This window comes from Palleronia pontilimi (assembly GCF_016412875.1).
Classification (GTDB): Bacteria; Pseudomonadota; Alphaproteobacteria; order Rhodobacterales; family Rhodobacteraceae; genus Palleronia; species Palleronia pontilimi.
Window position 1 is genome coordinate 1 of record NZ_JAEKPD010000029.1, and the last position, 22,554, is coordinate 22,554.

Consider the following 22,554-nt stretch of genomic DNA (forward strand, 5'->3'; position numbering starts at 1 on the left):
AGTGGTGTCGCCAGCGCCCGATTTCTTCGCGGGCATGTCGTCAATGTATCTTACTGCCGTCACGCTGATCGTATTCAACTTCTGATCCATGTCGTAAAGCAACACATTTCCCGCAAAGGCCGAAAGAGAAGACTCCTAAGCAACGCCGATTCCGCCCTTCGGAAACAGGTGCGCGTAGCCAACAAGCTCATCTTCATTCGCCAAGTGAACCTCAAGAGCTTTGGCGAATAGGTCAACGAATGCTTCGTCCCCGGTTTCTCGCCGAAGGAAGTCGATCACCTTGTCTGTCGGGATCTTGGTGAAGAACGCCCGAATGTCGGACTGAAAGTAGAATTTTGCGCCGCCGTCGATTGCTGCCATGATTGTCTCGATGGCGGGGCGGACACCGCCATGAGGGTAGATCAGACCTCCAACGCCATACTTTGATCTGTTGACGTCGTTGATGCGCCCCAGCCTATCGTCGCGAATTGTTTCATATCGAGTGTCCGGGTCGCGCAGGTCACGCGCTTGCCGTGGCTGTAGAACCTGTAGGATTGCCCGCTGCACGACACGGTTGTGGATAGTGGATATTGCGATGGGCCGTGGATCTTTGCCTGCTGCAAGACGCTTGCGCTTGTCCTTCAGGACGCCCTCGACGGGATCAAAGGAAAGCTTGCCCATGCGCAGTTGACTAATGATGCGCCTTAGGTGGCGCTGATGAGCATGTTCGAATTCGTAGGCTTTGCCACGAATACCGGAATTGCCTGAGGTCAAAGCGCTGCGCTTGACGTGTCGCCAAGCTGCGAAAATGTTATGCTCGCTTCTGACTTCTTCGAATAGTGTCTTCGCCATATTCTTCGCTCGGGTCCTCCGCTCATACAATCCCGACCGTTGACGGACACCCATCCTCTTCGCACGGCATGGCCGCGACGACAGACACCTCAGCGGCAACAGCCACCTTGGCGAGGTCTCCGTGGCGCACGATCCGCATGGACAGGTCCAGCTTCACGTCGGACGCCATGGCGACCATGGACATACCAGATCTAGTGGTGACGCAGCGCCATATGGTCAAGAGCGCCGATATGATTTCGAATAGAGATCTATACAGTGGCTGGGCACCAGAGGCTCAAATCCGCTTTTCGCTACGATCGTGTGGATGAACGGTTTGGGCCGTCCACGACATCGCTCATCTCGCCGCGTGGAGAGAATTGACCCCACGCGCCGCGAATAATCTTGTCTTCAGTAAGACTTTCGCCCCCAGGGCGTGATGCGGACAATCTCCTGATCCCGTTTCCGAGTCGGATGGGGAAGTCGCCTGGCAAGGTGGTAGTGTGCCCCTAAGATGCTATGCCGTCCAACTATACCGTATTTAACCGGCCAGCGTGCCGAACTCGCGCATAAAGATCGCGCGGACCCATATAAACATAGGGTAAGGCATCCCCACCCTGCCCCAAAAAACGGTCTCGAAAACCGTTACTCGGAGGTTCGAATCTGTCCGCTGCGGTGAGCCAAGCAATCTATCGAACGCGGCAATTGCACCATTTTCCCTTCGTTCGGCGACGCGATCCACGGAGTGGATTCCTCATCACGGTGTCTCTCGAGACGCAGCGATACTGCTGCGCAAGGAACATTGTTGTAGGCCCCCTCTCCCGTTGCTAACGTAATCCTCGAATCCGTTGGGGTGCCCTGTCTGGGGCTGAGAGGCGCAAGCCGACCCATCGAACCTGATCCGGCTAATACCGGCGTAGGGAACGGAGCACGACCTGGCACGGCCGACGGCTGCCGCCTTTTCGCCCTCCTTCCGTCGCCGGTTGGGGGAAAGCGATGACGAGACACGCAACCGCACTGACCATCGCAGGCTCCGACAGTGGCGGCGGCGCAGGGATTCAGGCCGATCTCAAGACGTTCTCGGCGTTGGGTGTCTACGGAACAAGCGCGATCACCGCCATCACCGCACAGAACACACGCGGCGTCTTCGCGGTCGAAGGCGTCTCGCCCGTCGTCATCGGGGCGCAGATCGCCGCCGTGCTCGACGACATCCCGCCCCAGGCCATCAAGATCGGCATGCTGGCCTCGTCAGAGATCGTCGCCGCCGTCGCCGAGGCGATCACGGGCTACACCGGTCCGGTCGTGCTCGACCCGGTGATGATCGCAAAGTCCGGGGACGCGCTGCTGGCGCGGGACGCCGAGGCCGCTCTGATCGAATGGCTGCTGCCCCGTGCCGACGTGCTGACGCCGAACCTGCCCGAGGCCGCGCGCCTGCTGCACCGCAGCCCGGCATGCGACGCGCACGAGACCGAAGCCCAGGGCCGGGCCCTGCTCGGGCTTGGCGCGCGGGCCGTGGTGATGAAAGGCGGCCATGCGGCGGGACCGACCTGCATCGACCGGCTGGTCACGGCATCGGGCGTCACCGCGTTCGAGCAGCCGAGGATTGCAACCCGCAACACCCACGGGACGGGATGCAGCCTGTCTTCGGCCATCGCCGCCGAACTGGCCAGGGGCGCCGGGGTCGAACAGGCGGTGCGGCGGGCGCAGGCCTGGCTGCACGGCGCGATCCGTGCGGCGGATGGGCTGGGCATCGGCGGCGGTCACGGACCCGTGCATCATTTCCACGAGGACTGGCGATGATGCGGGCCCGCGTTCTGGGGGCCGGCGTCGCCGGGCTGTGCGTGGCGGCGGAACTTGTCGGACAGGGCTGCAATGTCACGGTCTTCGACCCGGTGCCCCGGCCGGGGCCCCACGGCTGTTCCTGGTGGGCCGGCGGGATGCTGGCCCCGTTCTGCGAAAGCGAAACGGCCGAGGCACCGGTCGTCCGGCAGGGCCAGGAGGCGGCCGGCTGGTGGGAACGTCAGGGCGTGGCCGTCACCCGGCAGGGAACCCTCGTGCTGACGCTTGGCCGCGACCGGCGCGAGCTGGACCGCTTCGGGCGGCGTGTCGCGGGACACCAGACGCTTGACGCCGAAGGGCTCGCCGCGTTGGAGCCGGATCTGGATGGCCGGTTCGACCGGGCGCTGCATATTCCCGGCGAAGCGCATCTCGATCCGCGCGCCGCACTTGCCCACCTGCGCACTCGGCTGGAGAGCGCGGGCGTCGCTTTCGTCGCCGAACAAGGCCGGCCCGAGGGCCTGACCTTCGATTGCCGGGGGCTGGCGGCGCGTGACCGCCTGCCGGATCTGCGCGGGGTAAAGGGCGAGATGGCGGTGCTGCGCAGTGCCGACATCCGCCTGAACCGCCCGGTCCGGCTGCTGCACCCGCGCTTTCCGCTTTATGTGGTGCCGCGCGCGGACGGGCTGTTCATGCTGGGCGCAACCCAGATCGAAAGCGACGACCGCAAACGCAGCGTCCGCTCCGTCCTCGAACTGCTGTCGGCCGCCTATGCGCTGCACCCGGTCTTCGGCGAGGCAGAGCTGGTAGAGATCGGCGCCGATGCCCGCCCCGCCTTTCCTGACAACCTGCCCCGCCTCAGCCGGCAGGGCGACACGATACACGTCAACGGCCTCTTCCGTCACGGCTTCCTGCTGGCCCCCGCACTGGCACGGATGGCAGTCGAAGCGGCCTGCGACCGCACAAGACCGGAGTTCTGGCATGATGATTGAGATCAACGGCACCATGACCGAGGTGCGCGCCGACACGCTGGCCGGGGTTCTGGACGAACTCGGCCATGGCGACGGCAAGGTGGCCACCGCCGTCAACGAAACCTTCGTGCCCGCGGCGGCGCGCGGGCAGACCGCACTTGCCCCCGGCGACCGGGTCGAGATCGTCGCGCCCCGGCAGGGAGGTTGAAATGCAGCTTTACGGCACGGAAATCAATTCGCGCCTCATGCTCGGCACGGCGCAGTATCCCTCGCCAAGCGTGCTGGCCGAAGCGTTCCGCCGCTCCGACGCGGGAATCGCCACCGTCTCCGTCCGCCGCGAGGCGGGGGCCGAGCGGGGCGGCGCAGCGTTCTGGAATCTGGTGCGCGACCTCGGCGTGACGCTTCTGCCCAATACCGCGGGCTGCCATTCGGTGCGCGAGGCGGTCACAACGGCACAGATGGCGCGCGAGCTGTTCGATACGAACTGGATCAAGCTCGAGGTGATCGGCCATGCCGACACACTTCAGCCCGACCCGTTCGGCCTGGTCGAGGCGGCGCGCATCCTGACCGAGGACGGCTTCCAGGTCTATCCCTACACGACCGAGGACGTTGTGCTGGCAGACCGGCTGCTCGACGCCGGATGCGAGGTCCTGATGCCCTGGGGCGCCCCCATCGGCACCGGGCTGGGGCTGACCAACATCTATGGGCTGCGCACGCTGCGCGCGCAGTTTCCCGACGTGCCGATGGTCGTGGATGCGGGCCTTGGCCTGCCCAGCCAGGCAGCGATGGCGCTGGAAATGGGGTTCGACGCGGTGCTGCTGAACACCGCTGTTGCAAAGGCGGGCGATCCGGCGGCGATGGCCGAGGCGTTCGCCCGGGCGGTCGAGGCCGGGCGACTGGCCTATCATGCCGACCCGATGGAGCCGCGCGACATGGCCGCACCCTCGACGCCGGTGATTGGCAAGGCGTTCCTCTCATGAGCCTCGACCGCTTCTATCCGATCTTCGACAGCCCAAAGTGGCTGGAACGCGCCCTGCCCCTTGGCGTGACGCTGGTGCAGTTGCGGATCAAGGACACGCCCGAGACCGAGTTGCGAGCGGTTATGGCGCGGGCGCAGGCGCTGTGCCGCCGGCACGGCGCGGTGCTGGTGGTCAACGATCACTGGCGGGTGGCCATCGAACTCGGCTGCGACTGGGTGCACCTGGGACAAGAGGATCTCGACGAGGCGGACCTGCCCGCGATCCGCCGGGCCGGTCTGAAACTGGGCATCAGCACGCACGATTATGTGGAACTGGACCGGGCGCTGTCGCTTTCACCCGACTACGTGGCGCTTGGGCCCGTCTATCCGACGATCCTCAAGAAGATGAAGTGGCAACGGCAGGGTCTTGAGCGCGTGACCGAATGGAAACGGCTGATCGGCGATCTGCCCCTCGTCGTCATCGGCGGGATGAGCGTTGAACGCGCGGCGGGTGCCTTTCAGGCCGGGGCCAACATCGTATCGGCCGTCACCGACATCACCCTGCATGCCGACCCCGAGGCGCGCCTGCGCCAGTGGATCGAGACGACGCGATGACCCGCTATGCCCGCCAGATCGCCGTGCCCGAATTCGGCGCAGACGGACAGGCCCGCCTGCGGGATGCGCATGTGCTGGTCGTCGGCGCGGGCGGGCTTGCCGCGCCGGTGCTGCAATATCTCGCCGGTGCGGGCGTCGGGCGCATCCGGCTCGTCGACCCCGACCGCGTGGAGGTGTCGAACCTGCACCGCCAAACGCTGTTCCGCGAGGCCGATATCGGCCGCCCCAAGGCGCAGGCTGCCGCCGCACATGTCATCGCCCTGAACCCCGAATGCCGCGTCGAGGCGCTCGCCGCCGCGCTCGACCCGGCCAATGCGGCAGCGCTTTGCCAGGATGTCGATCTCGTGCTCGACTGCGCCGACAGCTTCGCGGCAAGCTACATCCTGTCGGATACCTGCCACGCCGCCGGGCAGGTGCTGGTCAGCGCTTCGGTGATCGGTCTGGACGGCTATGCCGGGGTCTTCTGCGGCGGCGGACCAAGCTTGCGCGCCGTGTTCCCGGACCTGCCGCAGCGCGCCGGGTCCTGCGCCGACGACGGCGTTCTGGGGCCGGTCGTGGGAGTGATCGGCGCCCTACAGGCGCAGATGGCGGTGGCGCTGCTGGCGGGCATCGCGCCGTCGCCGCTGGGCCGGCTCTCAACCTTCGACGCGCGGACCTTCCGCTCTGGCGGGTTCCGCTTTGCGGGGGCGACTGAGCCGGAACGCCAGCCGCGCTTTCTCGCGCCGTTCGATATCGCCGAAACCGATTTCGTCGTCGACCTGCGGGCCGCAGACGAGGCGCCGCTGGTGCGTCCCACTGCCCGCCGACTGCCCTTCACGGCACTCGGGCCAGACGGCCCCGTTCCCGCGCCCGGCCAGCGCGCCGTGCTCTGCTGCCGTTCCGGCCTGCGGTCCTGGGCCGCGGCGGAACGGCTGGCCTCGGTGTGGGACGGAAAGATTTACCTTGTCGCCATGGGCGACCCGACCGGAGAGACCCGATGAAAGCACCCCTGACCACCCTCGCCTTGCTGATCGCCACGCCTGCCGCCGCGCAGGACCGGATGACCGTCATGCTCGACTGGTTCGTGAACCCCGACCACGGACCCATCATCATCGCCGAACAGCAGGGATATTTCGCCGATGCGGGGCTTGAGGTTGAGGTGATCGCCCCGGCCGATCCCTCCGACCCGCCCAAGATGGCCGCGGCCGGGCGTGCCGATCTGGCCATTTCCTATCAGCCGCAACTGCATCTACAGGTGGCCGAGGGCATGCCGCTGATCCGGGTGGGCACGCTCGTCGCCACGCCGCTCAACTGCCTTCTGGTGCTGAAGGACGGCCCCATCGGGGACATCGCGGACCTCGCGGGCCGCAAGGTCGGTTTCTCGGTGGCAGGGGTAGAAGAGGCGCTGCTGTCGGCGATGTTGGGACAGGCCGGGCTGGAGACCGGCGATATCGAGCTGGTCAACGTCAACTGGTCGCTCTCGCCCGCGCTCATGTCCGGCCAGGTCGACGCGGTCATCGGCGCCTTCCGCAACTTCGAGCTGAACCAGATGGAGATCGAGCGCGTGCCGGGCCGGTGCTTCTATCCCGAGGAGGAAGGCGTGCCGACCTATGACGAACTGATCTACGTCGCCAACCCCGAGACGATGGACGCCGACATGATCCGACGCTTCCTTGGTGCGACAGAAAAGGCGACGCAGTTCATCGTCAACCACCCGCAGCAAAGCTGGGAGATGTTCGCCGCCACCTCGGCCGAATTGCGGGACGAGCTGAACGAACGAGCCTGGGCCGACACGATCCCGCGTTTCGCCCTGCGCCCCGAGGCGCTGGATCAGGGCCGCTACGCCCGCTTCGAGACCTTCCTGCACGAGGCCGGGCTGATCGAGGGAACGCGCCCCGTCTCGGACCTTGCCATCGATCTGAGGGCGCAATGAGCTACGGCGCGACTTTCCCGCTCTGGCGCGAAGCCGCAGGCGATGCATGGCACGACTACACCCGCCATGCCTTTGTCGAGGGGCTGCGGGACGGCACGCTGCCGCGCGCGGCCTACCTGCGCTACCTCGTGCAGGACTACCTGTTCCTTGTCCACTTCTCCCGCGCATGGGCGCTGGCCGTGACCAAGGCCGAGACGCTGGACGAGATGCGCGCCTGCGCCGCCACCGTCCATGCGCTGCTGAACGACGAGATGCGCCTGCATGTCGCCACCTGCGCCGCCGAGGGCATCCCCGAGGCGGACCTCTTCGCGGCACGCGAGGCGCCGCAGAACATCGCCTATACCCGCTATGTCCTCGATGCCGGCCATTCCGGCGACTTTCTCGACCTGATGGCGGCCCTCGCGCCCTGCGTGCTCGGCTACGGCGAGATCGGCACGCGGCTGGCGTCGGCGGCGGACAGGACGCCCTATGCCGACTGGATCGAAACCTACGCGGGCGCGGACTATCAGAAAACCTGTGACGAGGTCGGCGCGCTGATCGACGGCGCGATCACCCGCCGGCTCGGAACGACGCCCCGGGACAGCCCCCGCTGGCCCCGCCTCTGCGCCCGCTTCGAAACGGCGACCCGGCTCGAGGTCGATTTCTGGGGCATGGGCCTGCGCGGATGACCGCCCCACCGGCGCTGCACCTGTCCGGGCGTGCGACGATCGACGGCGCACCGATCTTCGGCCCGATCTCCATCGACGCTCCTCCCGGGGAATGGACCTGCCTGCTCGGCCCGTCGGGGGTGGGCAAATCGACGCTCCTGCGCCTGCTCGCCGGTCTGGGCGACGAAGTCGCCTTTGACGGCAAGGTGGCGGCGGGCGACGGCGCTCCGCTGGGCGGGCGGGTGGCATTGATGGCGCAGGCCGATCTGTTGATGCCGTGGCTCGACGTGACCGCGAACGTCACCCTTGGTGCGCGGCTGCGGGGCATGGCCCCGCAACGAGGCCGTGCGCGCGAGGTGCTGGGGCGCGTCGGACTTGCCGATCATGCCGCGAAGCGGCCGCATGCCCTGTCTGGCGGGCAACGGCAACGGGCCGCGCTGGCCCGGACCCTGATCGAGGATCGGCCCGTAGTGCTCCTGGACGAGCCCTTCTCGGCCCTCGATGCGCGCTCGCGCGCGCTCATGCAGGACCTCGCGGCCGAGGTGCTGGCAGGGCGCACCGTGCTGCACGTGACGCATGACGCCGCCGAGGCCGCGCGGCTGGGGCACAACGTGCTGCTGATGACCGCAGGCGGCGTCAGCTGCGTCACCCCGCCCGCGGCCCCCACGCCCCGCCTCTACGACGCGCCCGAGACGCTCGGTTTCCAGGGCCGCCTGCTGCGGCTGCTCATGGAGGCGCGATGAGGCGCACGGTTCACATCACGGGCGTCGCGCTCGTGTCCCTCCTCGCCTGGCAGGCGGTGGTCACGCTGGCGGACCTGCCCCGCTTCATCCTGCCCGGCCCGGATCTGGTCTTCGTCACGTTCTGGACCAGCCGCGCGCTGATCGCCGAGCATGCGTTGGTGACCGCGGCCGAAGTCCTGCTCGGTCTCGGCCTTGGCGCCGCGCTTGGCTTCGCCTCGGCGATCCTGCTGGTGGCCTCCCCGCTCACCCGGTCGGTCCTGCGCCCGATGCTCGTGTTCAGCCAGGCGGTGCCGGTATTCGCGCTGGCGCCGATCCTGACGCTCTGGCTGGGCTACGGGCTCTGGTCCAAGGTGGCGATGGCCCTGCTCATTATCTACTTTCCCGTTACGTCGGCTTTCTTCGATGCCCTGATGCGGACGCCGCCCGGCTGGCTGGAACTCGCCCGGGTGATGAAAGCCTCGCCCGGCCGGACCCTGTGGCGCATCCGGGTGCCGGCCGCGATGCCGGGCTTCGCCTCGGGGCTGCGGCTCGCCGCCGTCTATGCCCCCATCGGCGCGATCATCGGCGAATGGGTCGGCGCCTCCCAGGGGCTCGGCTACCTCATGCTGCTGGCAAACGGACGCGCGAAGATCGACCTGATGTTCGCCGCGCTAATCGTTCTCGCGGTCCTGACGCTCCTCCTTCATGCTGCTGTCGACGTAGTCTGCCGACGGTTGTGGGATGGCTGACATACGCTCCCAGTTTGGCTTGAAAATTGAGCAGGCCTCTCCGTTTCAGGCCCGAAGGACCGGGTCACGCCTTCGGTTCAGCACCGCCATTCGCTGCGCTTAGCATGAAGGTCGGCTACCCGGCTGAGGCCACTCTCAACGGAGCATGACGGGCGCCACGTTGCCGGACCTTGAAGAGCTTCATCGCGAACGGCAGCTGTTAGAGCGACCAGCTTCACTTGAGAACGACCAGGTTACGGCGCGAAGCGGATGTTGCTCACGTGGAGGTCGATCGGTCGCTTAGGGCCGGAAGCGCAGCTGCTTCAAGCTGTGATCAGAAACTTGACCATTGCCAACTATTGCTGGAAGGGGCCGCGATGGGCCAGAGTATTGAGCTTGAACGGTGTATTCTAGGGCATGGTTTTTTCAGCCCGAGTAACGTTAGATCGCCATCTTCGCCATTTTTGCTGCACATTTTGCTACACAACTTGCAGCACGTCGATTGAACAAATATCATTAAAACAATGCCTTAGATGGTTTCAGGCTTCTTGCTTTCGGATTGTCTCTCCGCCACTTGATCCCCGAACGTGCCGTATTTTTGGCTTGCAGCCGCAAGGGCGGTGCCCGCGCCCGAGGAAGGCGATTGATCGCGGCTATATGCGGCGGGCCATGGCGGTGGTACTCTGATGGTTACTGACCTGAGCTTCAGGTCAGCTGATTGCCGACTCGCGCCGCAAAGCCCGCAAATCGCTTTGCCACCGGCGCAAGAACAAGATCAGGGAGGATCGTATCATGGACAAGATGACAATTCCGCGTCGCCACTTTCTTGTCGGTGCCGCAGGGACGGTGTGTACGGGCGCGGTGGTCGGGTCGGGCGCTGGATCCGCGCTTGCCCAGGACACCGCGCTGCCCGACTACGTTGCCTGGAAAGAGCCCGGCGCATTCATCCAGCATTCGGAAAACACGCTGGAAACCTTGCGCGGTGAAATCGGCAGCGTGGTCACGCCGAACGACCTGCTGTTCGTGCGCAACAACCTGCCAAGCCTGACCGAGGACGACGTGGGGGACCCGGAGGCCTGGACCGTGTCGGTCGAAGGCGTGTCGGACCCGCGGGAAATCACGCTTGCCGAGCTGAAGGGACTGGACGTCGCGCAGGTGGCGAGCGTGCTGCAATGCTCGGGCAATGGCCGTGGCTTTTTCGAGCACGAGACCAGCGGATCCCAATGGCTGACCGGCGCGGCCGGCAACGTGATCTGGACCGGCGTTCCCGTGGCCAGCCTTGTCGAGGCGCTTGGCGGCGTCGCGGACGGTGTCCAGTGGATGACGGGCACCGGGGGCGAAAGCATTCCCGACGGGATCGATCCGCTTTCGGTGATGGTCGAGCGGTCGGTTCCGATCGCAGCGCACGAGCAGGCCCTGCTGGCCTGGAACCTGAACGGCGAGCCGCTGCCGCTGGCGCATGGCGGGCCGCTTCGTCTTGTCGTGCCGGGCTATTACGGCGTGAACAACGTCAAGCACGTCAAGCGCCTGGCCTTCACCGAGGCGGAGACCCAGGCCAAGATCCAGCAATCCGGCTATCGGATACGCGATGTGGGCGTGGAAGGTGCGCCCGACCAGCCGTCGATGTTCGAGATGAACGTGAAGTCCTGGGTGACCCAGCCGCTCATGGACGCGTCGTCCGGCCGCGTGCTGGTCATGGGCGTCGCCCTCGGTGGGACCGAGGAATTGGCGACGGTCGAGGTCTCGACCGACAGCGGGGCCACGTGGTCCGAGGCGCGGTTCACCGGCCCGGACCTTGGGCCCTATGCGTGGCGCTCGTTCGTGATCGCGACGGACCTGGAGCCGGGCACGTACCGGATCGCCAGTCGCGCGACCACCGTGGGCGGGGCGTCGCAGCCGGAAGACTTCCCGCCGAACCATCGCGGCTATGGCCACAACGGGTGGTCGGCTCACGCCGTCGATGTCACGGTAAGCTGACAGCGGCCTTGCCCGCCCCGGTCGAGGGGCGGGCTTCACTTAGGGAGGGAATCCTATGGCGTGCATCAGGCGCGGTCTTCTGGGAGGTGTCATCGCGATCGCACTTCCTGCGGTTCAGGTCGCGGCAGAGGATCTGGGCAAGCAGATATTCCTGGAAGGCAGCGGCGACATGCCCGCCTGTGCCGTCTGTCACATGCTTTCGGATGCGGGAAGCGAAGGCGAGATCGGGCCGAACCTCGACAAGCTGATGCCGGATGAGGCCCGGGTCAGGATTGCAGTTCACGACGGTGTCGGCGTGATGCCGGCCTTCGGGGAGGCGTTGACGGAAGCACAGATCGACGCCGTGGCGCGCTACGTCGCGAGCGTGGCCGGGCAATAAGCCGACAATCGCTGGAAGCGCCAAGCCAGACGGGCATTGCTGGACAGCCATGCGCGACGGTCCGCGGCTGTGCGCTTTCCTTTACGTTCAACTTTGCCTCGAGACGCGCGTCGGCAACTGCCCAATTCGGGATGGCACGCGGACGACACGGACAATCCCTGAGTCTCGTCAGCGCCTGTCACATCCTTCTGACGCGAGAAATCCTGTTGAATAAACGGGAAAATACTTTGCTGGATCAGGACCGAAGCGCCCGGATTTGCGATTTCGCAAATCGGTGCGCGCAAATCCGTGTACGCACTAGTGACCTTCGCAAGGCAGCCGGTGCTTGCGGCCCGCGCGATCTTGCGATCCGCGATTGGCACTGCACTGGAAAGGATAGATGATGAAAATCCCCATGATCTTGCTCGCTCCGCTTGCCGTTGCTGCCTGTGTGGCGTCCGGTCCCGCACTGAACGACACGGTCGATCCCGGCGTGGACGCGATCGTCCAGATGACGCCGTCGCTGACCTTCGCGCCGAGCGATCTTCGGATCGCCGCGGGCGACACGGTGGAATTCCGCAATATCTCGGGCTTCACCCACACGGTTTCGACCAGGCCCGACACCGCCGCCAAGCGGCAGACCGTGATCCTGCCCGCGGGGGCCGCGGCTTTCGATTCCGGTCCGATCCCGTCCGGCGGCATCCACCGCATCACCTTCGACGTGCCGGGCACGTATCGCTACTTCTGCGATCCCCATTTCGGGTCCGGGATGATCGGCACCATCGTGGTCGCGCCGTCGTGACGCGCCTTCGGCGCTGAGCGATCTATAACCGGTTGAAGGTCTGTAACCGGGTGAAAAGGTAGTGGTTGCCATGGATGTCTTCCTGCACGGGCTCGCCACCGCACTTCCACCGCACGTTCTGCCGCAAAACCTGGTGCAGGATCGGGCCAAGGCGCTGCTGGGTCCGAAATATCCCCAGTTCGAGCGCCTTCTGTCGACCTTTGTCAGCGCCGGGATCGACAAGCGCCACTCGGTCGTGCCGATCGACTGGTTCGAGGCCGCGCATGGCTGGAGCGACCGCAACGCGGCCTATCTGACCGGCGCGACCGATCTTTTCGTGCAGGCGGCGGGCGCGGCGCTTGCGGCGGCCGGTTGGGACGCGGAAGAGGTCGATTGCATCGTCACCGTGTCGTCCACCGGCGTGGCGACGCCGACCCTGGAAGCGCGCGCCATGGCGCGGATGGACTTTCGGGGGGACGTGCTGCGGGTGCCCGTCTTCGGGCTTGGCTGCGCGGGTGGCGTGTCGGGCCTGTCGATCGCCCGGTCGATGGCCGCGGCGACCCCCGATAGCAAGGTGCTTCTCGTCGTGGTCGAAGCCTGCACCCTGTCGTTTCGCACCGACAGGTTGGAAAAGGCGGACATCATCGCCACCGTCCTGTTCGGCGACGGCGCGGCGGCGGCGTGCCTGTCGGACGCGCAGCCGGGCGGGCGGGCGATCGCGCTGGCGCCGGGCACCCAGATCACCTGGCCCGATACGCTGGGGATCATGGGATGGGACGTGGACGATACCGGGCTTGGCGTCGTTTTCGACCGTGCGATCCCCGATTTCGTGAACACGCACATGGAAGACGCGGCGGCGTCGGCGCTTGGGGCATGCGGGCTGGGACATGACGAGATCGACCGCTTCGTCTGCCATCCGGGCGGCGCGAAGGTCGTCACCGCGCTGGAGAGGGCGCTGCACCTGCCACAGGGCGACCTCGCGGCCGAGCGCGAGGTGCTGCGGGATGCGGGGAACATGTCCGCGCCCACGGTCCTGTTCGTGCTCGAGCGGGTGCTGGCCTCCGGCGCGTCGGGTCAGATGATGGCCATGGCGCTGGGCCCCGGGTTCACCGGCGCGTTCCAGCCGATCAAGGTCGAGGCCGCGGCGTGAGCCTGGGTGCCGCGCTGTTCCTGGGCTTCCTGGTCGTCCAGCGCCTGTCCGAACTGGTCCTCGCGCGGCGCAACACGCGGCGACTTCTGGCGCAGGGCGCGCGCGAGGTCGCACCCGAGCATTACAAGCTGATCGTCGCGCTGCACGCCGCGTGGCTGGGGGCGTTGGCGCTGTTCGGTCACGATGCGGCGGTGCAGCCCGGCTGGCTGGCCGTCTTCGTCGTGCTGCAGGGGGTGCGGCTGTGGATCCTTGGCAGCTTGGGCAGACGCTGGACCACGCGGATCATCGTGCTCGACGAACCGCTGGTCGCCCGGGGGCCGTATCGGTTCGTGAAACACCCGAACTACGCGCTGGTGGTGGCTGAAATCGCTGTGGCACCGCTGGTGCTGGGGCTGGTCTGGGTGGCGGTGATCTTTTCGATCCTGAACGCGGGTGTGCTTGCGATCCGCATCCGCGCCGAGGACGACGCGCTGAAGAGCTTGCGCGCTTCGTGACGGCGTTGGGCCGCCTGACGGGTCGGCTGGCCGGGCACCCGATCCTGACCCTTGCCGCGGTGACGGCGCTTGTGGCGCTGTCGCTGGTCCGCGTGGGCACGCTGGCCTTCGACAGCGACATCAACCGGGTGTTCCTGTCGGACAGCCCCCTGTCGCAGGCGCAGCGCGACTTCGAGGCCCGGTTCGCCGGGGCGGGAGCCGAGGCGGCCATATTGATCGAAGGCGATCCGCGCCTGACGATACCGCAGATCGAGGCGGCGCGGGGGCTGGCGCTGGACCTGGAGCTGGACCCGGGCGTCGTGGCCGTCGCCTCGCCCTTCGCGCTGCGCTTTCCGCCGGGCCACCCGACCCGGCCCGACGCCCCGGTGATCCCGCCCGATCTCGATCAGGGCGAGCTGTCCCGGCGGCTGGCGGAGTTCGAGGCGCTGGAGACCGGGTTGCCGGTCACCTTCACCGATCGGGCGCTGCTGATCGTGGCCACGCTGGAGCCGGAGGCGGGCGGGCGCGGCGCGATCCCGGACATCTTGGAGGCCCGTGCCGCGCCGATCCGGGCGGCGGGCGCGTCGGTGGCGATCACCGGACCCGGCGTCGTGGAAGACACGATCCGCACCGCCCTTGCGCGCGACCTGATGCGTCTCGACCTGGCCGGAACCGGCCTTGCGGCGATCCTGGCCTGGCTCAGTCTCGGCACGGTCCGGCTTGCGGCGCTGGCGATTTTGCCCGCGTTGCCCGGGATGGTCGCCACGATCGGGATCGCGGCGTGGCTGGGCCTGCCGATCACCGTTCTGAACAACGTGATCCCGATGCTGGTGCTGGTCATCGGCGTCGCCAACGGGATGCATCTGAGCGTGCACCTGGCGCGGACCGAGGGCGTGCTGTCGCGGCGGATCACCGACACGCTCAGCGCCGTTGGCCCGGCGAGCGTCTTGACCGCGGCGACGACCGGCATCGCCTTCCTGGCGGTGCTGGTGACCCCGAACGCGCAGGTCCGCGATTTCGGGATATTGGGGGCCGTGGGCGCGGTCGTGGGAATGGCGCTTCTGCTACCGACCTTCGCCGCGCTGGCCGCGCTGCTGGCGCCCGGGCCGCGGCCCGTCGGCACCCGCGCGGGGCGCGTGGCCCTGGCCTGCGGCATGGCGGCGGCGGCCAGGCCGCGCGCCTGGGTGGCGGCGGGCCTTCTGGCGCTCGCCGGGGCGGGCGCGGGCTTCTGGGCCACGACGCCCTGGTTTCCCTATTCGTCCCACCTGCCCGAAACGAGCGCGCTTGCCGCGGCGAACGACCGGATCGCCGACGGGTTCGGCGGCGTCTATCGCGCCTGGGTCGAGATGCCGCCCGGCGCCGATTGGGGGGCGTTGCGCGATGCCGTCACCGCGGTCGAAGCGGTGGCGACGGAGCACAGCGTGCTGTCGGAGGTCGCGCTTGCCCGCTGGCACGGAGATCCCGGCATTGCGCCGCCGCCCGACACGCTGGCCCGCCTGCCCGCGACCGTGACCGAGCGGCTGCGCGATCCCGATGACGGAACCCTGCGCTTCGCGGTGGCCATGCCCGAGCCCATGCGCTCGGAAGCCACGCTGGCCCGCTATGACGCGATCGAGGCCGCGGCGCTGGGCGCGGGGGCCGCACGGGTGATCGGGCTGCCTGCGGTGATGCGGCACGGATCGGTCGAACTGGTCCGCCAGCTGTCCTTCGGTCTGCTTCTGGCGAGTGCGGGCGGTGCGCTGGTCGTCGCCGCGGCGCGCTACAACCTGCGACTGTTGCCGACGCTCTTGATCGTGAACCTGCTGCCGGTGCTTCTGGTCGGCAGCCTGCCGCATCTGTTGCAGGGCGGGCATCTGACGCCGCCGGTGACGCTGGCGCTGACCGTCGCGTTCGGCATCGCGATCGACGACACGATCCACATCGTGATCCGCTTTCACCGCGCCTTGGGCCCCGGCGGCGACAGGCGAAACGCTTTGTCCGAGGCCCTGTCGGGCGCGGGCGGTGTGATCGTGCTGACGACGCTTCTGCTGACGGGCGCGATGGCGGTCACGCTTTTCAGCGTCTTCGCGCCTGTGGCGCATTTCGGCCTGGCGCTGATCGCCAGCCTTTGGGCAGCGCTACTGACCGACATTGTGCTTCTGCCCGCCCTTCTGATGATCGGAGACCGCCATGCGCGTCCCTAGCCTTGCTTTCGCGCTCTCGCTGCTCGCGGCTGCGGCCGCCGCCGATCCGTTGCCGGACATGGCGGGCGACTGGTCCGGTTCGGGCGTCGCGCGCCGGGCGCCGTCCTCGCCCGACGAAGCGGTGCGCTGCCGCCTTCAGAACACGTGGGAGGCCGACAACGCCCGCCTGCGCGTCCGGGGCCGGTGTGCCGTTCCGGGCCGCAGCTTCGACATCGACGGGGCGCTGGCGCGGCGGCCCGACGACCGGTTGCGCGGCTTCTGGTCCGATCCCGAGGGCCGCGGCCAGACATCCGTGGTGGGCCGGAGCGAGGGCGACCGCGTCGCGTTCGCCTTTTCCGCCACCGATCCCGACACCGGCATCGACGTCTCGCAGACGGTGACGTGGACCCTGTCGGGCGATACGCTGCGGTTCCTGTCGCGTCACCGGGCCGAGGGAACCGTGATGGCCGATATCCGCTTCACGCGCTGATCGGTGAACCGCACGACGCGATGTCTAGGCTCGGAAGACCCCCGGCATGTCGTCGTTCCGGTGGGCCGGTTCTCCGAGGCGCAGGAGCGAGCCCGGGGCGCCGACGTAACGCTCGTGGTGAGTGACATTCCCCGGCAGTTTCCGGGGAGCAGGTCAGTTCACTCGAAGACACCGGTTTTCCTAGTTTTGAAAATGCCAAGGATCGCTCAAAGCCGAAGTCCGAAAAAGGCCACGGCGAAGGGGACAGGAGAGACGGCGAGCGCCACGGTCAGCAGCGTGAAGACGGGCGAGAAGATGCCGCTCAGGCCCGCCAGCATCATGATGCCACCGCCGCCGCCGATGATCGAGTTTCCCGGCGTGTTCACCGCCAGGGCCAGCGCGATGTATCGGTGCCGCAGCGCAAATCTGAGAACGGATCCCGACTGTCCCTGGAGCAGCATGGCCAGCCGGTCGTCGCCCGACAGGGGTGCCGCGCGGGCCACCAATGCGGCAGCGCGGCGCAGGCGCAGGAGCGAAAGCAGCCGTTCCAGCGCGCGGATCGGCAGGAAACGCCCGACGATGAAGGCGAGCGTCATGGACGCGACGGTGCAGACATAGATCAATGGCGCGATGGCCGCGCCGAAGCCTGCGAGCATCGCCAGCCCGATCTCGGCCCCCGGCACGAAGGGCAGCGCCAAGAGCCCGATATAGGCGACCGCACCCAGCGTGATCGCCCGGTGGACCTGCTGCTCGTTGTCGGGCCGGACCTGCAGGTTCAGCGCATCGCGGATTTCGTGCGCGCCCCAGGTGGACACCACCAGCAACAGGATCAGGAGCCCCACCCGCAGCAGGATCGTGCCCGGACGGGTGGCCGCGGTGTTCAATGTATGACACTCATCCCGGAACGCCGGAGATGGCGTCGGTCACGTCCTGTCCCGTGGCGGTCAGCACGATCTGGTTGGTCCAGTACCAGCGACGGGTGGTCCAGGTGGAATCCAGCGTGATGTCATCGCCGTCGACCTGGCCATAGAAGACCACGGTGTGCGGTGCGTCGGGGCAGATGGTGGTGACGGCGAAGTGGATCACACCGTCGATTTCCTTGGTCCGGTAGTCGGACCAGCCGAAATCGCAGTAGTTCTGGCAGTCGACGGATTGGAAGGTCCCGTCCTTGAAGATCAGGAGGTCTTCGAGGACGGCGCCGCTGCCCTCGTCGGTTCCCAGGATATCGAAGGACCGGCCGTCGAGCGCCCCATCGTCCTTCCAGGCGCCGTCCGGCACCTGCAGGTCGGGGATGTCATCGTTCATCACTTTCATCGTCGCGGCACCGGCGCCGAGCGTTGTCAGCGCGATGGCGGCGATCTGAAGGATCTGGGTCATGACGATCTTCTCCTTGTCCCGGAAAAGCCGGTGGCTGAACGACGCGATGGATTTCGGTTGGACCAAGCCTATCGCAGCCCTCGCCTGGTTCCCAAGCGAAAGTCTTCCGTATCGGTCCGCTGCAATAGCCCGCGCCGAACAACCGGGCAGTCGAATGACGCGCTGCCCCGCGCAGTGGCAGAGTATTCCAACCTGTCGCGCGGGCGCTGCGCCTCACTCCACTCCGAGCACGTCGGAAAATAGGGCGGCGTAGGCCGGACGTGCCAGCGCGACGCCCTTTTCGAGTTCGGGATGCGGGGAGAGTGTCGTCAGGTAGGACACGTCCAGCATTGACAGGTAGGTCAGCTCGTCCGCCTCGGTGTAGAAGGCAAGGTTTCCGCAGGGCATCATGGCGAGGTTGTGCAGCCCGGCGGCGACGACATGGCCGCGCATAGCGTTGAAGCAGACCTTCATGCCGACGGCCTTGCCCCCCATGATCTCGAACTCGGCGTTGAGCGACCAGTCGTCGCTTGTCGCGATGTGGTCCCGGATCAGCTTCGCGGCCTCCTGCGGGGTCTGGTCGATCTGGTGGATGATGAAATTGTCGGACGGCTGGGCCGTGGCGGCTGCGGCCATAGCGATGCCGATCGCAGTGAAGGCCATGGCGGCGGTGAAGCGTGTGCTCATAGAGATAGTCCTTTTGTTCTTAGCGGCGCGGGTCAATGCGCCATGGGGGAAGAAATTCCGGGACCTGGCCACGCCTGATCCCGAGATGATACCGCATCAGGCCTGAGCGTTGGCCATCAGAACGCGGAAGGATGCGCCGATGCGGTAGCTGCCGTCGGGCTGGACGAAGGCTGCAAGGGCGGCCTGGTGCGCGGCGTCGAGCGCGTTCTGTTCGCTGGTTTCGGCCGCCTTGACGGCCACGCCCGAAGATCCGAGGCCGCGCAGCGCGGTGGCCAGGTCGGGATAGATCCATTGTAGCGGCACGTCGAACACCTCTTGCGGGTCCAGCCCGGCCGACGCGGCGAGCTCTTGCAGTTTGCCCTGCTCGGACAGGTAGAAAGGCCCGGCCGCGTTCGCCGGCGGCGGCGGCAGCAACGGTTTGAGCGCGGCGACAAGGGCGGTCGCCTCCATGCTGCCCGGCTCGCCCCAGGTCATGATAAAGACCTTGCCACCGGGCCGGGTGACGCGGCGGGCCTCGCGCAGGGCGGCGACCGGATCGGCGTATTGAAATGCGTTGAAGCCGGTCACGACATCGAACGCGTCGTCTTCGAACGGCAGCTGCTACAGGTCGCGATGATTCAGTCGGCAGCCGCGCAGGCGCTTGGCCGCAACTTCCAGCAGCGCCGGCGAGGCGTCCACACCGGCCACAGATGCGCCAAGTTCGGCGGCAATCTGCAGAGCCAGACCAGCGCCGCAACCCGCGTCCAGAAGGCGCGTTTCCGCCCCGATCACCGCCTTGTCGAAGACCGCGTGATAGGCCGGTGCGCATTGCGGCTGTTGGATATCGGCCCAATCGGCGGCGCGCGCGCCCCAGATCCGGCCGTTGGCGTCACCGCTGCGCGCGGCATGGGGTGTCTTCGTTTCTTCGATGACTGTCATTGGTCGTCCTTTCGTTCGCGGGATGCGTCGGTATGCACGTTTAAGGTCGGGCCCCTTACAAGCCCGCGACTGGGAGTGCGTCCTGAACGCGTTTCAGGTTTCTCGTATGTCCGACGCCTCATGGGCCGGGCGTGCGCGTCTCCACCGAAATCTTGCCTGATTTTCAGACTTTTGGCGGAGCGGTCTCGTCACGTCTGTCGTAACTCATTCGACATGATGGCAGGATCCGCCGCAGGCTCGATCCAGTCCAGCGAACCGATTTCAGGCCGCAATGAGCCAAATTCAGTTACACAAGATCGACCTGAACCTGCTTGCGACCTTCGAAGCGCTGATCGAGGAAGGCAGCGTCGCTGCCGCGGCGGATCGGCTGCACCTAACACCCTCGGCCGTGAGCCATGCTCTGGGGCGGCTGCGGACGCAATTCGACGACCCGCTTCTCGTGCGCGTCGGCGGCAGGATGCGGCCGACACCGCAGGCGCTGTTGCTGGCCGACGAGCTTACGCCGGTGCTGCGCGGATTGCGCCGCGCGCTGAAGCCGCCCGAACCTTTCGATCCCGCCACCACCGACCGCGTCTTCCGGATCGGGCTGCATGCCTCGCCCGCCTTGATCGTGAGGGTGACCAAAACCCTTCACCAGGCCGCGCCAAACGCCATGGTGGAATGGGTCCGGATCAAGCCGACAAACCAGAACGACCTTGTCGACGGGCTGATCGAACTGCTGCATATCGGCGGTCCTGCGCATCTCGTCGACGGAATCCAGTCGGTCGACCTTCCGCCGATCACCTTCTTCAGCTTTGCGCGCAAGGGTCACCCCGCCGCCAAGGATTTGAGCGCCGACACGGCCGCGCAGTATCGCTATCTTCAGGACGCCGTCGAAGATACCGGCGGCACGCCAGTCGAGAAGGAGCAACGCCTGCTCAACCGGCCGCGCACGCTGGGCGCGAAGGTGCAGTATTTCCCGTTGGTCGGCTCGATGCTGGCCGGGACGGATCTGCTCACCACACAGCCGACCTTCGTCATGGAAGAGATGTGGCGCACCTACGAGCTGGAGGTGCTGGAGCCGGTCGCAGCACCCACGAACTTCCCGATGCGCTTCGCGTGGTCGGCGCGCTACGCGAGCGATCCCGGCAACACCTGATTGCGGGAGATCGTCATCGCCGCCTACGAGGCCTACGAGGCGGAGCTCACGCGCCAGTTAAGGGCCGTCGCCATCCCCCTGCGGGGCTGAACGCCGCCGCCCGCGTCCGGGATATGAGATCCATGGATGGATCCCGACGGACGCGATTTTCGCATCGTGCTCAGGCTGGAAAAGGGCGGGTCGGTCACGAGTGCCGCGTAGCTTCCGGGCGTCGATACCTCGGCGGTCAGCCGTCGCCTCGCGCTGGCCGAAGGGGTTTTCGACGCAATACTGGTCCTCGGCGGCGGCGGAACGTTTCACCTCACGGCCGAGGTTCGCTCCGTTCTGTAGGCCGCCGAGGCGATGGAGCAGGCGGTCAGCTCGGCGATGCTCATCGTCCGTTATAGGCGGAACAGCTGTGGTTCGCCGCGCCAGCAAGGCAAAAGAGATCTCGGGCGGAGAGCGGACGTTCGCTACGCGAGCGTGCGCTTTCGCTTCCAGACAGAAAGCCGACATCGCCAGTCGTATTGCACCGGCAAGGGGCCACCACCGGGATGTTTGCTTCGAATGAACATCGACTGTGACGGGCAAGGTGGCACGGGTTTGAAAGCCGTCAGAGGATCCATTCTATCGGTAGCCAACTGCCGAGCCAGACAAGCGCGCGGGCGTGGAAGGTTGTCATCGGCTCCGTTTGGAATTCGTGCACGGACCCATCCGCATCCGTCGCCCGCCAGACGATCTTCTCATCCCGCGTCAGCTCCAGCGAATAGGTTAGCTCGGGGGCATCCAGCGCGGCGGTGATCCGGCTTGCCAGCTTGGGGCTGTCGATCAGCACGCCCATTTCGGAGTTCAGCGCTGCCGAGCGGGGGTCGAAGTTGAATGAGCCGATGAACGCCTGCGCGCCGTCGATGGCGAAGGTCTTGGCGTGCAAGCTTGCGGGCGATCCGGCGAGCATACTGAACGCCCTGCTGCCGGGTGCAACCGAAGGATCGGGCCGCAATTCCAGGAGTTCAACGCCGGCACTGAGCAGCTGGCGGCGATAGCCCATATAGGCACTGTGCACCGACGCGACGTTGTTCGAAGCGAGGCCATTGGTCAGCACGCGCACCCGCACGCCCCGCGCCGCGAGATCCGACAGGATGCGCACGCCCCGTTCGCGAGGGATGAAATAGGCCGAGACCAAGTCGACCGATTGCGTCGCGCCCTCGAAAATCTCCGGCAGGCGTTCGACCATCAACTGGTCCTGCGTCGCGCGACCGATCCCCTTCGCCGGGTCGTCGGTCAGGAAGTCGAGCGTGGTCCAGTGGAGATCCGGAGTGTCGGAGCGCAGCCGGTCGACGATTTCCGACGCGGCGATCGCCGCGAGATAGGCCGATCCCCTTAAAGTTTCCGCTTCGCGCACGGCGGCTTCGACGATGCGCGATGTTGTGGGACCGGGCTCGGGCTGGGGCAGGATCAGTCCGGCGGGATAGGCGGACGGGCTGTCCCAGTAGCGGTCGAAGTTCTCCGCCACCTGGGCGACGGTCGGACCGGCGACCAAGACGTCGAAGTCGAAATGGTGCGGCCCGGTGCCCTGGTCGAAATACACGTCGCCGATGTTGCGTCCGCCCAGGATCGTCACCGCGCCGTCCACGGTCATCGACTTGTTGTGCATGCGCCGGTTGAGGCGGAAGAAATCGAAGAGGTAGTTCAGGGGCTTCGGGTGGCGCAGGACGAAAGGGTTGAAGAGCCGGACCTCGATATTCTGCATCGCATCGAGAGCCGCAAGTTCGGCGTCGAGGCCCGGGATGCCGTTGTCGTCCAGCAGCAGCCGCACGCGTACGCCACGCTCGGCGGCGCGGCGCACCTCGTCGAGGAGAAGCCAGCCGGTCGTGTCGGTCTCCCATATGTAGTATTGCAGATCGAGGCTTTCTTCGGCGGCCCGTGCCATTGACCTTCCCCCGCGGTTAGGGCCGGTTTGATCTGGAATC

23 protein-coding genes, 1 pseudogene and 1 riboswitch are annotated in these 22,554 nt (G+C 66.7%); of the genes and pseudogenes, 18 read left to right on the top strand and 6 right to left on the bottom strand.

Annotated elements, in window-relative coordinates:
• Positions 1 to 135 precede the first annotated feature (135 nt).
• Positions 136 to 831, bottom strand: coding sequence for a reverse transcriptase family protein (locus ILP92_RS17510; RefSeq protein WP_198917706.1), 696 nt, complete (start codon positions 829 to 831; stop codon positions 136 to 138).
• Between the two features lie 815 nt (positions 832 to 1,646).
• Positions 1,647 to 1,747: riboswitch (TPP riboswitch) on the top strand.
• A gap of 56 nt (positions 1,748 to 1,803) precedes the next feature.
• On the opposite strand from ILP92_RS17510, the gene thiD reads away from it, so the two are divergent.
• The 17 genes from thiD (at position 1,804) to ILP92_RS17595 (ending at position 16,527) form a co-directional block, all read left to right on the top strand.
• Positions 1,804 to 2,607: a bifunctional hydroxymethylpyrimidine kinase/phosphomethylpyrimidine kinase gene (thiD, locus tag ILP92_RS17515; protein ID WP_198917707.1), complete on the top strand. Its 804-nt coding sequence runs from the start codon at positions 1,804 to 1,806 to the stop codon at positions 2,605 to 2,607.
• A complete protein-coding gene (locus ILP92_RS17520) occupies positions 2,604 to 3,575 on the top strand; it encodes an FAD-dependent oxidoreductase (RefSeq protein ID WP_198917708.1) in 972 nt (323 codons plus the stop codon). The genes thiD and ILP92_RS17520 overlap by 4 nt, the downstream gene beginning before the upstream one ends.
• Entirely contained in the window at positions 3,565 to 3,762 is a 198-nt protein-coding gene (gene thiS, locus ILP92_RS17525; protein ID WP_198917709.1) for a sulfur carrier protein ThiS, read from the top strand. Before ILP92_RS17520 ends, thiS begins: the two co-directional genes overlap by 11 nt.
• A gap of 1 nt (position 3,763) precedes the next feature.
• The gene (locus ILP92_RS17530; RefSeq protein ID WP_198917710.1) at positions 3,764 to 4,534 is read left to right on the top strand and encodes a thiazole synthase; all 771 of its coding nucleotides are present in this window, start codon (positions 3,764 to 3,766) and stop codon (positions 4,532 to 4,534) included.
• Positions 4,531 to 5,127, top strand: a complete 597-nt coding sequence (locus tag ILP92_RS17535; RefSeq protein ID WP_198917711.1) for a thiamine phosphate synthase — start codon at positions 4,531 to 4,533, stop codon at positions 5,125 to 5,127. Before ILP92_RS17530 ends, ILP92_RS17535 begins: the two co-directional genes overlap by 4 nt.
• Entirely contained in the window at positions 5,124 to 6,107 is a 984-nt protein-coding gene (locus tag ILP92_RS17540; protein WP_198917712.1) for a HesA/MoeB/ThiF family protein, read from the top strand. Before ILP92_RS17535 ends, ILP92_RS17540 begins: the two co-directional genes overlap by 4 nt.
• On the top strand, positions 6,104 to 7,039 hold the full coding sequence (locus ILP92_RS17545) for an ABC transporter substrate-binding protein (protein ID WP_198917713.1): 936 nt from the start codon (positions 6,104 to 6,106) through the stop codon (positions 7,037 to 7,039). Before ILP92_RS17540 ends, ILP92_RS17545 begins: the two co-directional genes overlap by 4 nt.
• Entirely contained in the window at positions 7,036 to 7,707 is a 672-nt protein-coding gene (tenA, locus tag ILP92_RS17550; protein ID WP_198917714.1) for a thiaminase II, read from the top strand. The genes ILP92_RS17545 and tenA overlap by 4 nt, the downstream gene beginning before the upstream one ends.
• Positions 7,704 to 8,429 (top strand): ABC transporter ATP-binding protein, encoded by a 726-nt coding sequence (locus tag ILP92_RS17555; RefSeq protein WP_198917715.1) that lies wholly within the window; start codon positions 7,704 to 7,706, stop codon positions 8,427 to 8,429. The genes tenA and ILP92_RS17555 overlap by 4 nt, the downstream gene beginning before the upstream one ends.
• On the top strand, positions 8,426 to 9,157 hold the full coding sequence (locus ILP92_RS17560) for an ABC transporter permease (RefSeq protein ID WP_198917716.1): 732 nt from the start codon (positions 8,426 to 8,428) through the stop codon (positions 9,155 to 9,157). The genes ILP92_RS17555 and ILP92_RS17560 overlap by 4 nt, the downstream gene beginning before the upstream one ends.
• A 771-nt stretch (positions 9,158 to 9,928) precedes the next feature.
• Positions 9,929 to 11,113, top strand: coding sequence for a SorT family sulfite dehydrogenase catalytic subunit (sorT, locus tag ILP92_RS17565; RefSeq protein WP_198917717.1), 1,185 nt, complete (start codon positions 9,929 to 9,931; stop codon positions 11,111 to 11,113).
• A gap of 55 nt (positions 11,114 to 11,168) precedes the next feature.
• Positions 11,169 to 11,492 carry a SorU family sulfite dehydrogenase c-type cytochrome subunit gene (sorU, locus tag ILP92_RS17570; RefSeq protein ID WP_198917718.1) on the top strand — a complete coding sequence of 108 codons (324 nt, stop codon included), beginning with the start codon at positions 11,169 to 11,171 and terminating at the stop codon, positions 11,490 to 11,492.
• A 394-nt stretch (positions 11,493 to 11,886) separates the two neighbouring features.
• Positions 11,887 to 12,273 (top strand): cupredoxin domain-containing protein, encoded by a 387-nt coding sequence (locus tag ILP92_RS17575; protein ID WP_214650088.1) that lies wholly within the window; start codon positions 11,887 to 11,889, stop codon positions 12,271 to 12,273.
• A 70-nt stretch (positions 12,274 to 12,343) separates the two neighbouring features.
• Positions 12,344 to 13,402 (top strand): type III polyketide synthase, encoded by a 1,059-nt coding sequence (locus ILP92_RS17580; protein WP_198917720.1) that lies wholly within the window; start codon positions 12,344 to 12,346, stop codon positions 13,400 to 13,402.
• Positions 13,399 to 13,896: an isoprenylcysteine carboxyl methyltransferase family protein gene (locus ILP92_RS17585; RefSeq protein WP_198917721.1), complete on the top strand. Its 498-nt coding sequence runs from the start codon at positions 13,399 to 13,401 to the stop codon at positions 13,894 to 13,896. Before ILP92_RS17580 ends, ILP92_RS17585 begins: the two co-directional genes overlap by 4 nt.
• Positions 13,893 to 16,058: an efflux RND transporter permease subunit gene (locus ILP92_RS17590; RefSeq protein ID WP_198917722.1), complete on the top strand. Its 2,166-nt coding sequence runs from the start codon at positions 13,893 to 13,895 to the stop codon at positions 16,056 to 16,058. The genes ILP92_RS17585 and ILP92_RS17590 overlap by 4 nt, the downstream gene beginning before the upstream one ends.
• Positions 16,045 to 16,527, top strand: coding sequence for a hypothetical protein (locus ILP92_RS17595; protein ID WP_198917723.1), 483 nt, complete (start codon positions 16,045 to 16,047; stop codon positions 16,525 to 16,527). The genes ILP92_RS17590 and ILP92_RS17595 overlap by 14 nt, the downstream gene beginning before the upstream one ends.
• A gap of 206 nt (positions 16,528 to 16,733) precedes the next feature.
• On the opposite strand, the gene ILP92_RS17600 is transcribed toward ILP92_RS17595, so the two are convergent.
• From ILP92_RS17600 to ILP92_RS18640, 4 genes and pseudogenes are all read right to left on the bottom strand, one after another.
• Positions 16,734 to 17,390, bottom strand: a complete 657-nt coding sequence (locus ILP92_RS17600) for a hypothetical protein (protein WP_198917724.1) — start codon at positions 17,388 to 17,390, stop codon at positions 16,734 to 16,736.
• Positions 17,391 to 17,400: 10 nt separating this feature from the next.
• Entirely contained in the window at positions 17,401 to 17,883 is a 483-nt protein-coding gene (locus tag ILP92_RS17605; protein ID WP_198917725.1) for a hypothetical protein, read from the bottom strand.
• A gap of 213 nt (positions 17,884 to 18,096) precedes the next feature.
• Positions 18,097 to 18,549, bottom strand: a complete 453-nt coding sequence (locus tag ILP92_RS17610; RefSeq protein WP_198917726.1) for a hypothetical protein — start codon at positions 18,547 to 18,549, stop codon at positions 18,097 to 18,099.
• A gap of 96 nt (positions 18,550 to 18,645) precedes the next feature.
• A pseudogene (locus tag ILP92_RS18640) lies at positions 18,646 to 19,467 on the bottom strand (class I SAM-dependent methyltransferase).
• Positions 19,468 to 19,738: 271 nt separating this feature from the next.
• On the opposite strand from ILP92_RS18640, the gene ILP92_RS17625 reads away from it, so the two are divergent.
• Positions 19,739 to 20,605 (top strand): LysR family transcriptional regulator, encoded by an 867-nt coding sequence (locus tag ILP92_RS17625; RefSeq protein WP_198917729.1) that lies wholly within the window; start codon positions 19,739 to 19,741, stop codon positions 20,603 to 20,605.
• A gap of 592 nt (positions 20,606 to 21,197) precedes the next feature.
• Here ILP92_RS17625 and ILP92_RS17630 read toward each other — a convergent pair.
• Entirely contained in the window at positions 21,198 to 22,514 is a 1,317-nt protein-coding gene (locus tag ILP92_RS17630; protein ID WP_235971570.1) for a phospholipase D family protein, read from the bottom strand.
• Positions 22,515 to 22,554: the final 40 nt, after the last annotated feature.

Coding starts and splice junctions, on each gene's coding strand:
- ILP92_RS17510 (WP_198917706.1), bottom strand. CDS start 831: ATGGCGAAGACACTATTCGAAGAAGTCAGAAGCGAGCATAACATTTTC.
- thiD (WP_198917707.1), top strand. CDS start 1,804: ATGACGAGACACGCAACCGCACTGACCATCGCAGGCTCCGACAGTGGC.
- ILP92_RS17520 (WP_198917708.1), top strand. CDS start 2,604: ATGATGCGGGCCCGCGTTCTGGGGGCCGGCGTCGCCGGGCTGTGCGTG.
- thiS (WP_198917709.1), top strand. CDS start 3,565: ATGATGATTGAGATCAACGGCACCATGACCGAGGTGCGCGCCGACACG.
- ILP92_RS17530 (WP_198917710.1), top strand. CDS start 3,764: ATGCAGCTTTACGGCACGGAAATCAATTCGCGCCTCATGCTCGGCACG.
- ILP92_RS17535 (WP_198917711.1), top strand. CDS start 4,531: ATGAGCCTCGACCGCTTCTATCCGATCTTCGACAGCCCAAAGTGGCTG.
- ILP92_RS17540 (WP_198917712.1), top strand. CDS start 5,124: ATGACCCGCTATGCCCGCCAGATCGCCGTGCCCGAATTCGGCGCAGAC.
- ILP92_RS17545 (WP_198917713.1), top strand. CDS start 6,104: ATGAAAGCACCCCTGACCACCCTCGCCTTGCTGATCGCCACGCCTGCC.
- tenA (WP_198917714.1), top strand. CDS start 7,036: ATGAGCTACGGCGCGACTTTCCCGCTCTGGCGCGAAGCCGCAGGCGAT.
- ILP92_RS17555 (WP_198917715.1), top strand. CDS start 7,704: ATGACCGCCCCACCGGCGCTGCACCTGTCCGGGCGTGCGACGATCGAC.
- ILP92_RS17560 (WP_198917716.1), top strand. CDS start 8,426: ATGAGGCGCACGGTTCACATCACGGGCGTCGCGCTCGTGTCCCTCCTC.
- sorT (WP_198917717.1), top strand. CDS start 9,929: ATGGACAAGATGACAATTCCGCGTCGCCACTTTCTTGTCGGTGCCGCA.
- sorU (WP_198917718.1), top strand. CDS start 11,169: ATGGCGTGCATCAGGCGCGGTCTTCTGGGAGGTGTCATCGCGATCGCA.
- ILP92_RS17575 (WP_214650088.1), top strand. CDS start 11,887: ATGATCTTGCTCGCTCCGCTTGCCGTTGCTGCCTGTGTGGCGTCCGGT.
- ILP92_RS17580 (WP_198917720.1), top strand. CDS start 12,344: ATGGATGTCTTCCTGCACGGGCTCGCCACCGCACTTCCACCGCACGTT.
- ILP92_RS17595 (WP_198917723.1), top strand. CDS start 16,045: ATGCGCGTCCCTAGCCTTGCTTTCGCGCTCTCGCTGCTCGCGGCTGCG.
- ILP92_RS17605 (WP_198917725.1), bottom strand. CDS start 17,883: ATGACCCAGATCCTTCAGATCGCCGCCATCGCGCTGACAACGCTCGGC.
- ILP92_RS17610 (WP_198917726.1), bottom strand. CDS start 18,549: ATGAGCACACGCTTCACCGCCGCCATGGCCTTCACTGCGATCGGCATC.
- ILP92_RS17625 (WP_198917729.1), top strand. CDS start 19,739: ATGAGCCAAATTCAGTTACACAAGATCGACCTGAACCTGCTTGCGACC.
- ILP92_RS17630 (WP_235971570.1), bottom strand. CDS start 22,514: ATGGCACGGGCCGCCGAAGAAAGCCTCGATCTGCAATACTACATATGG.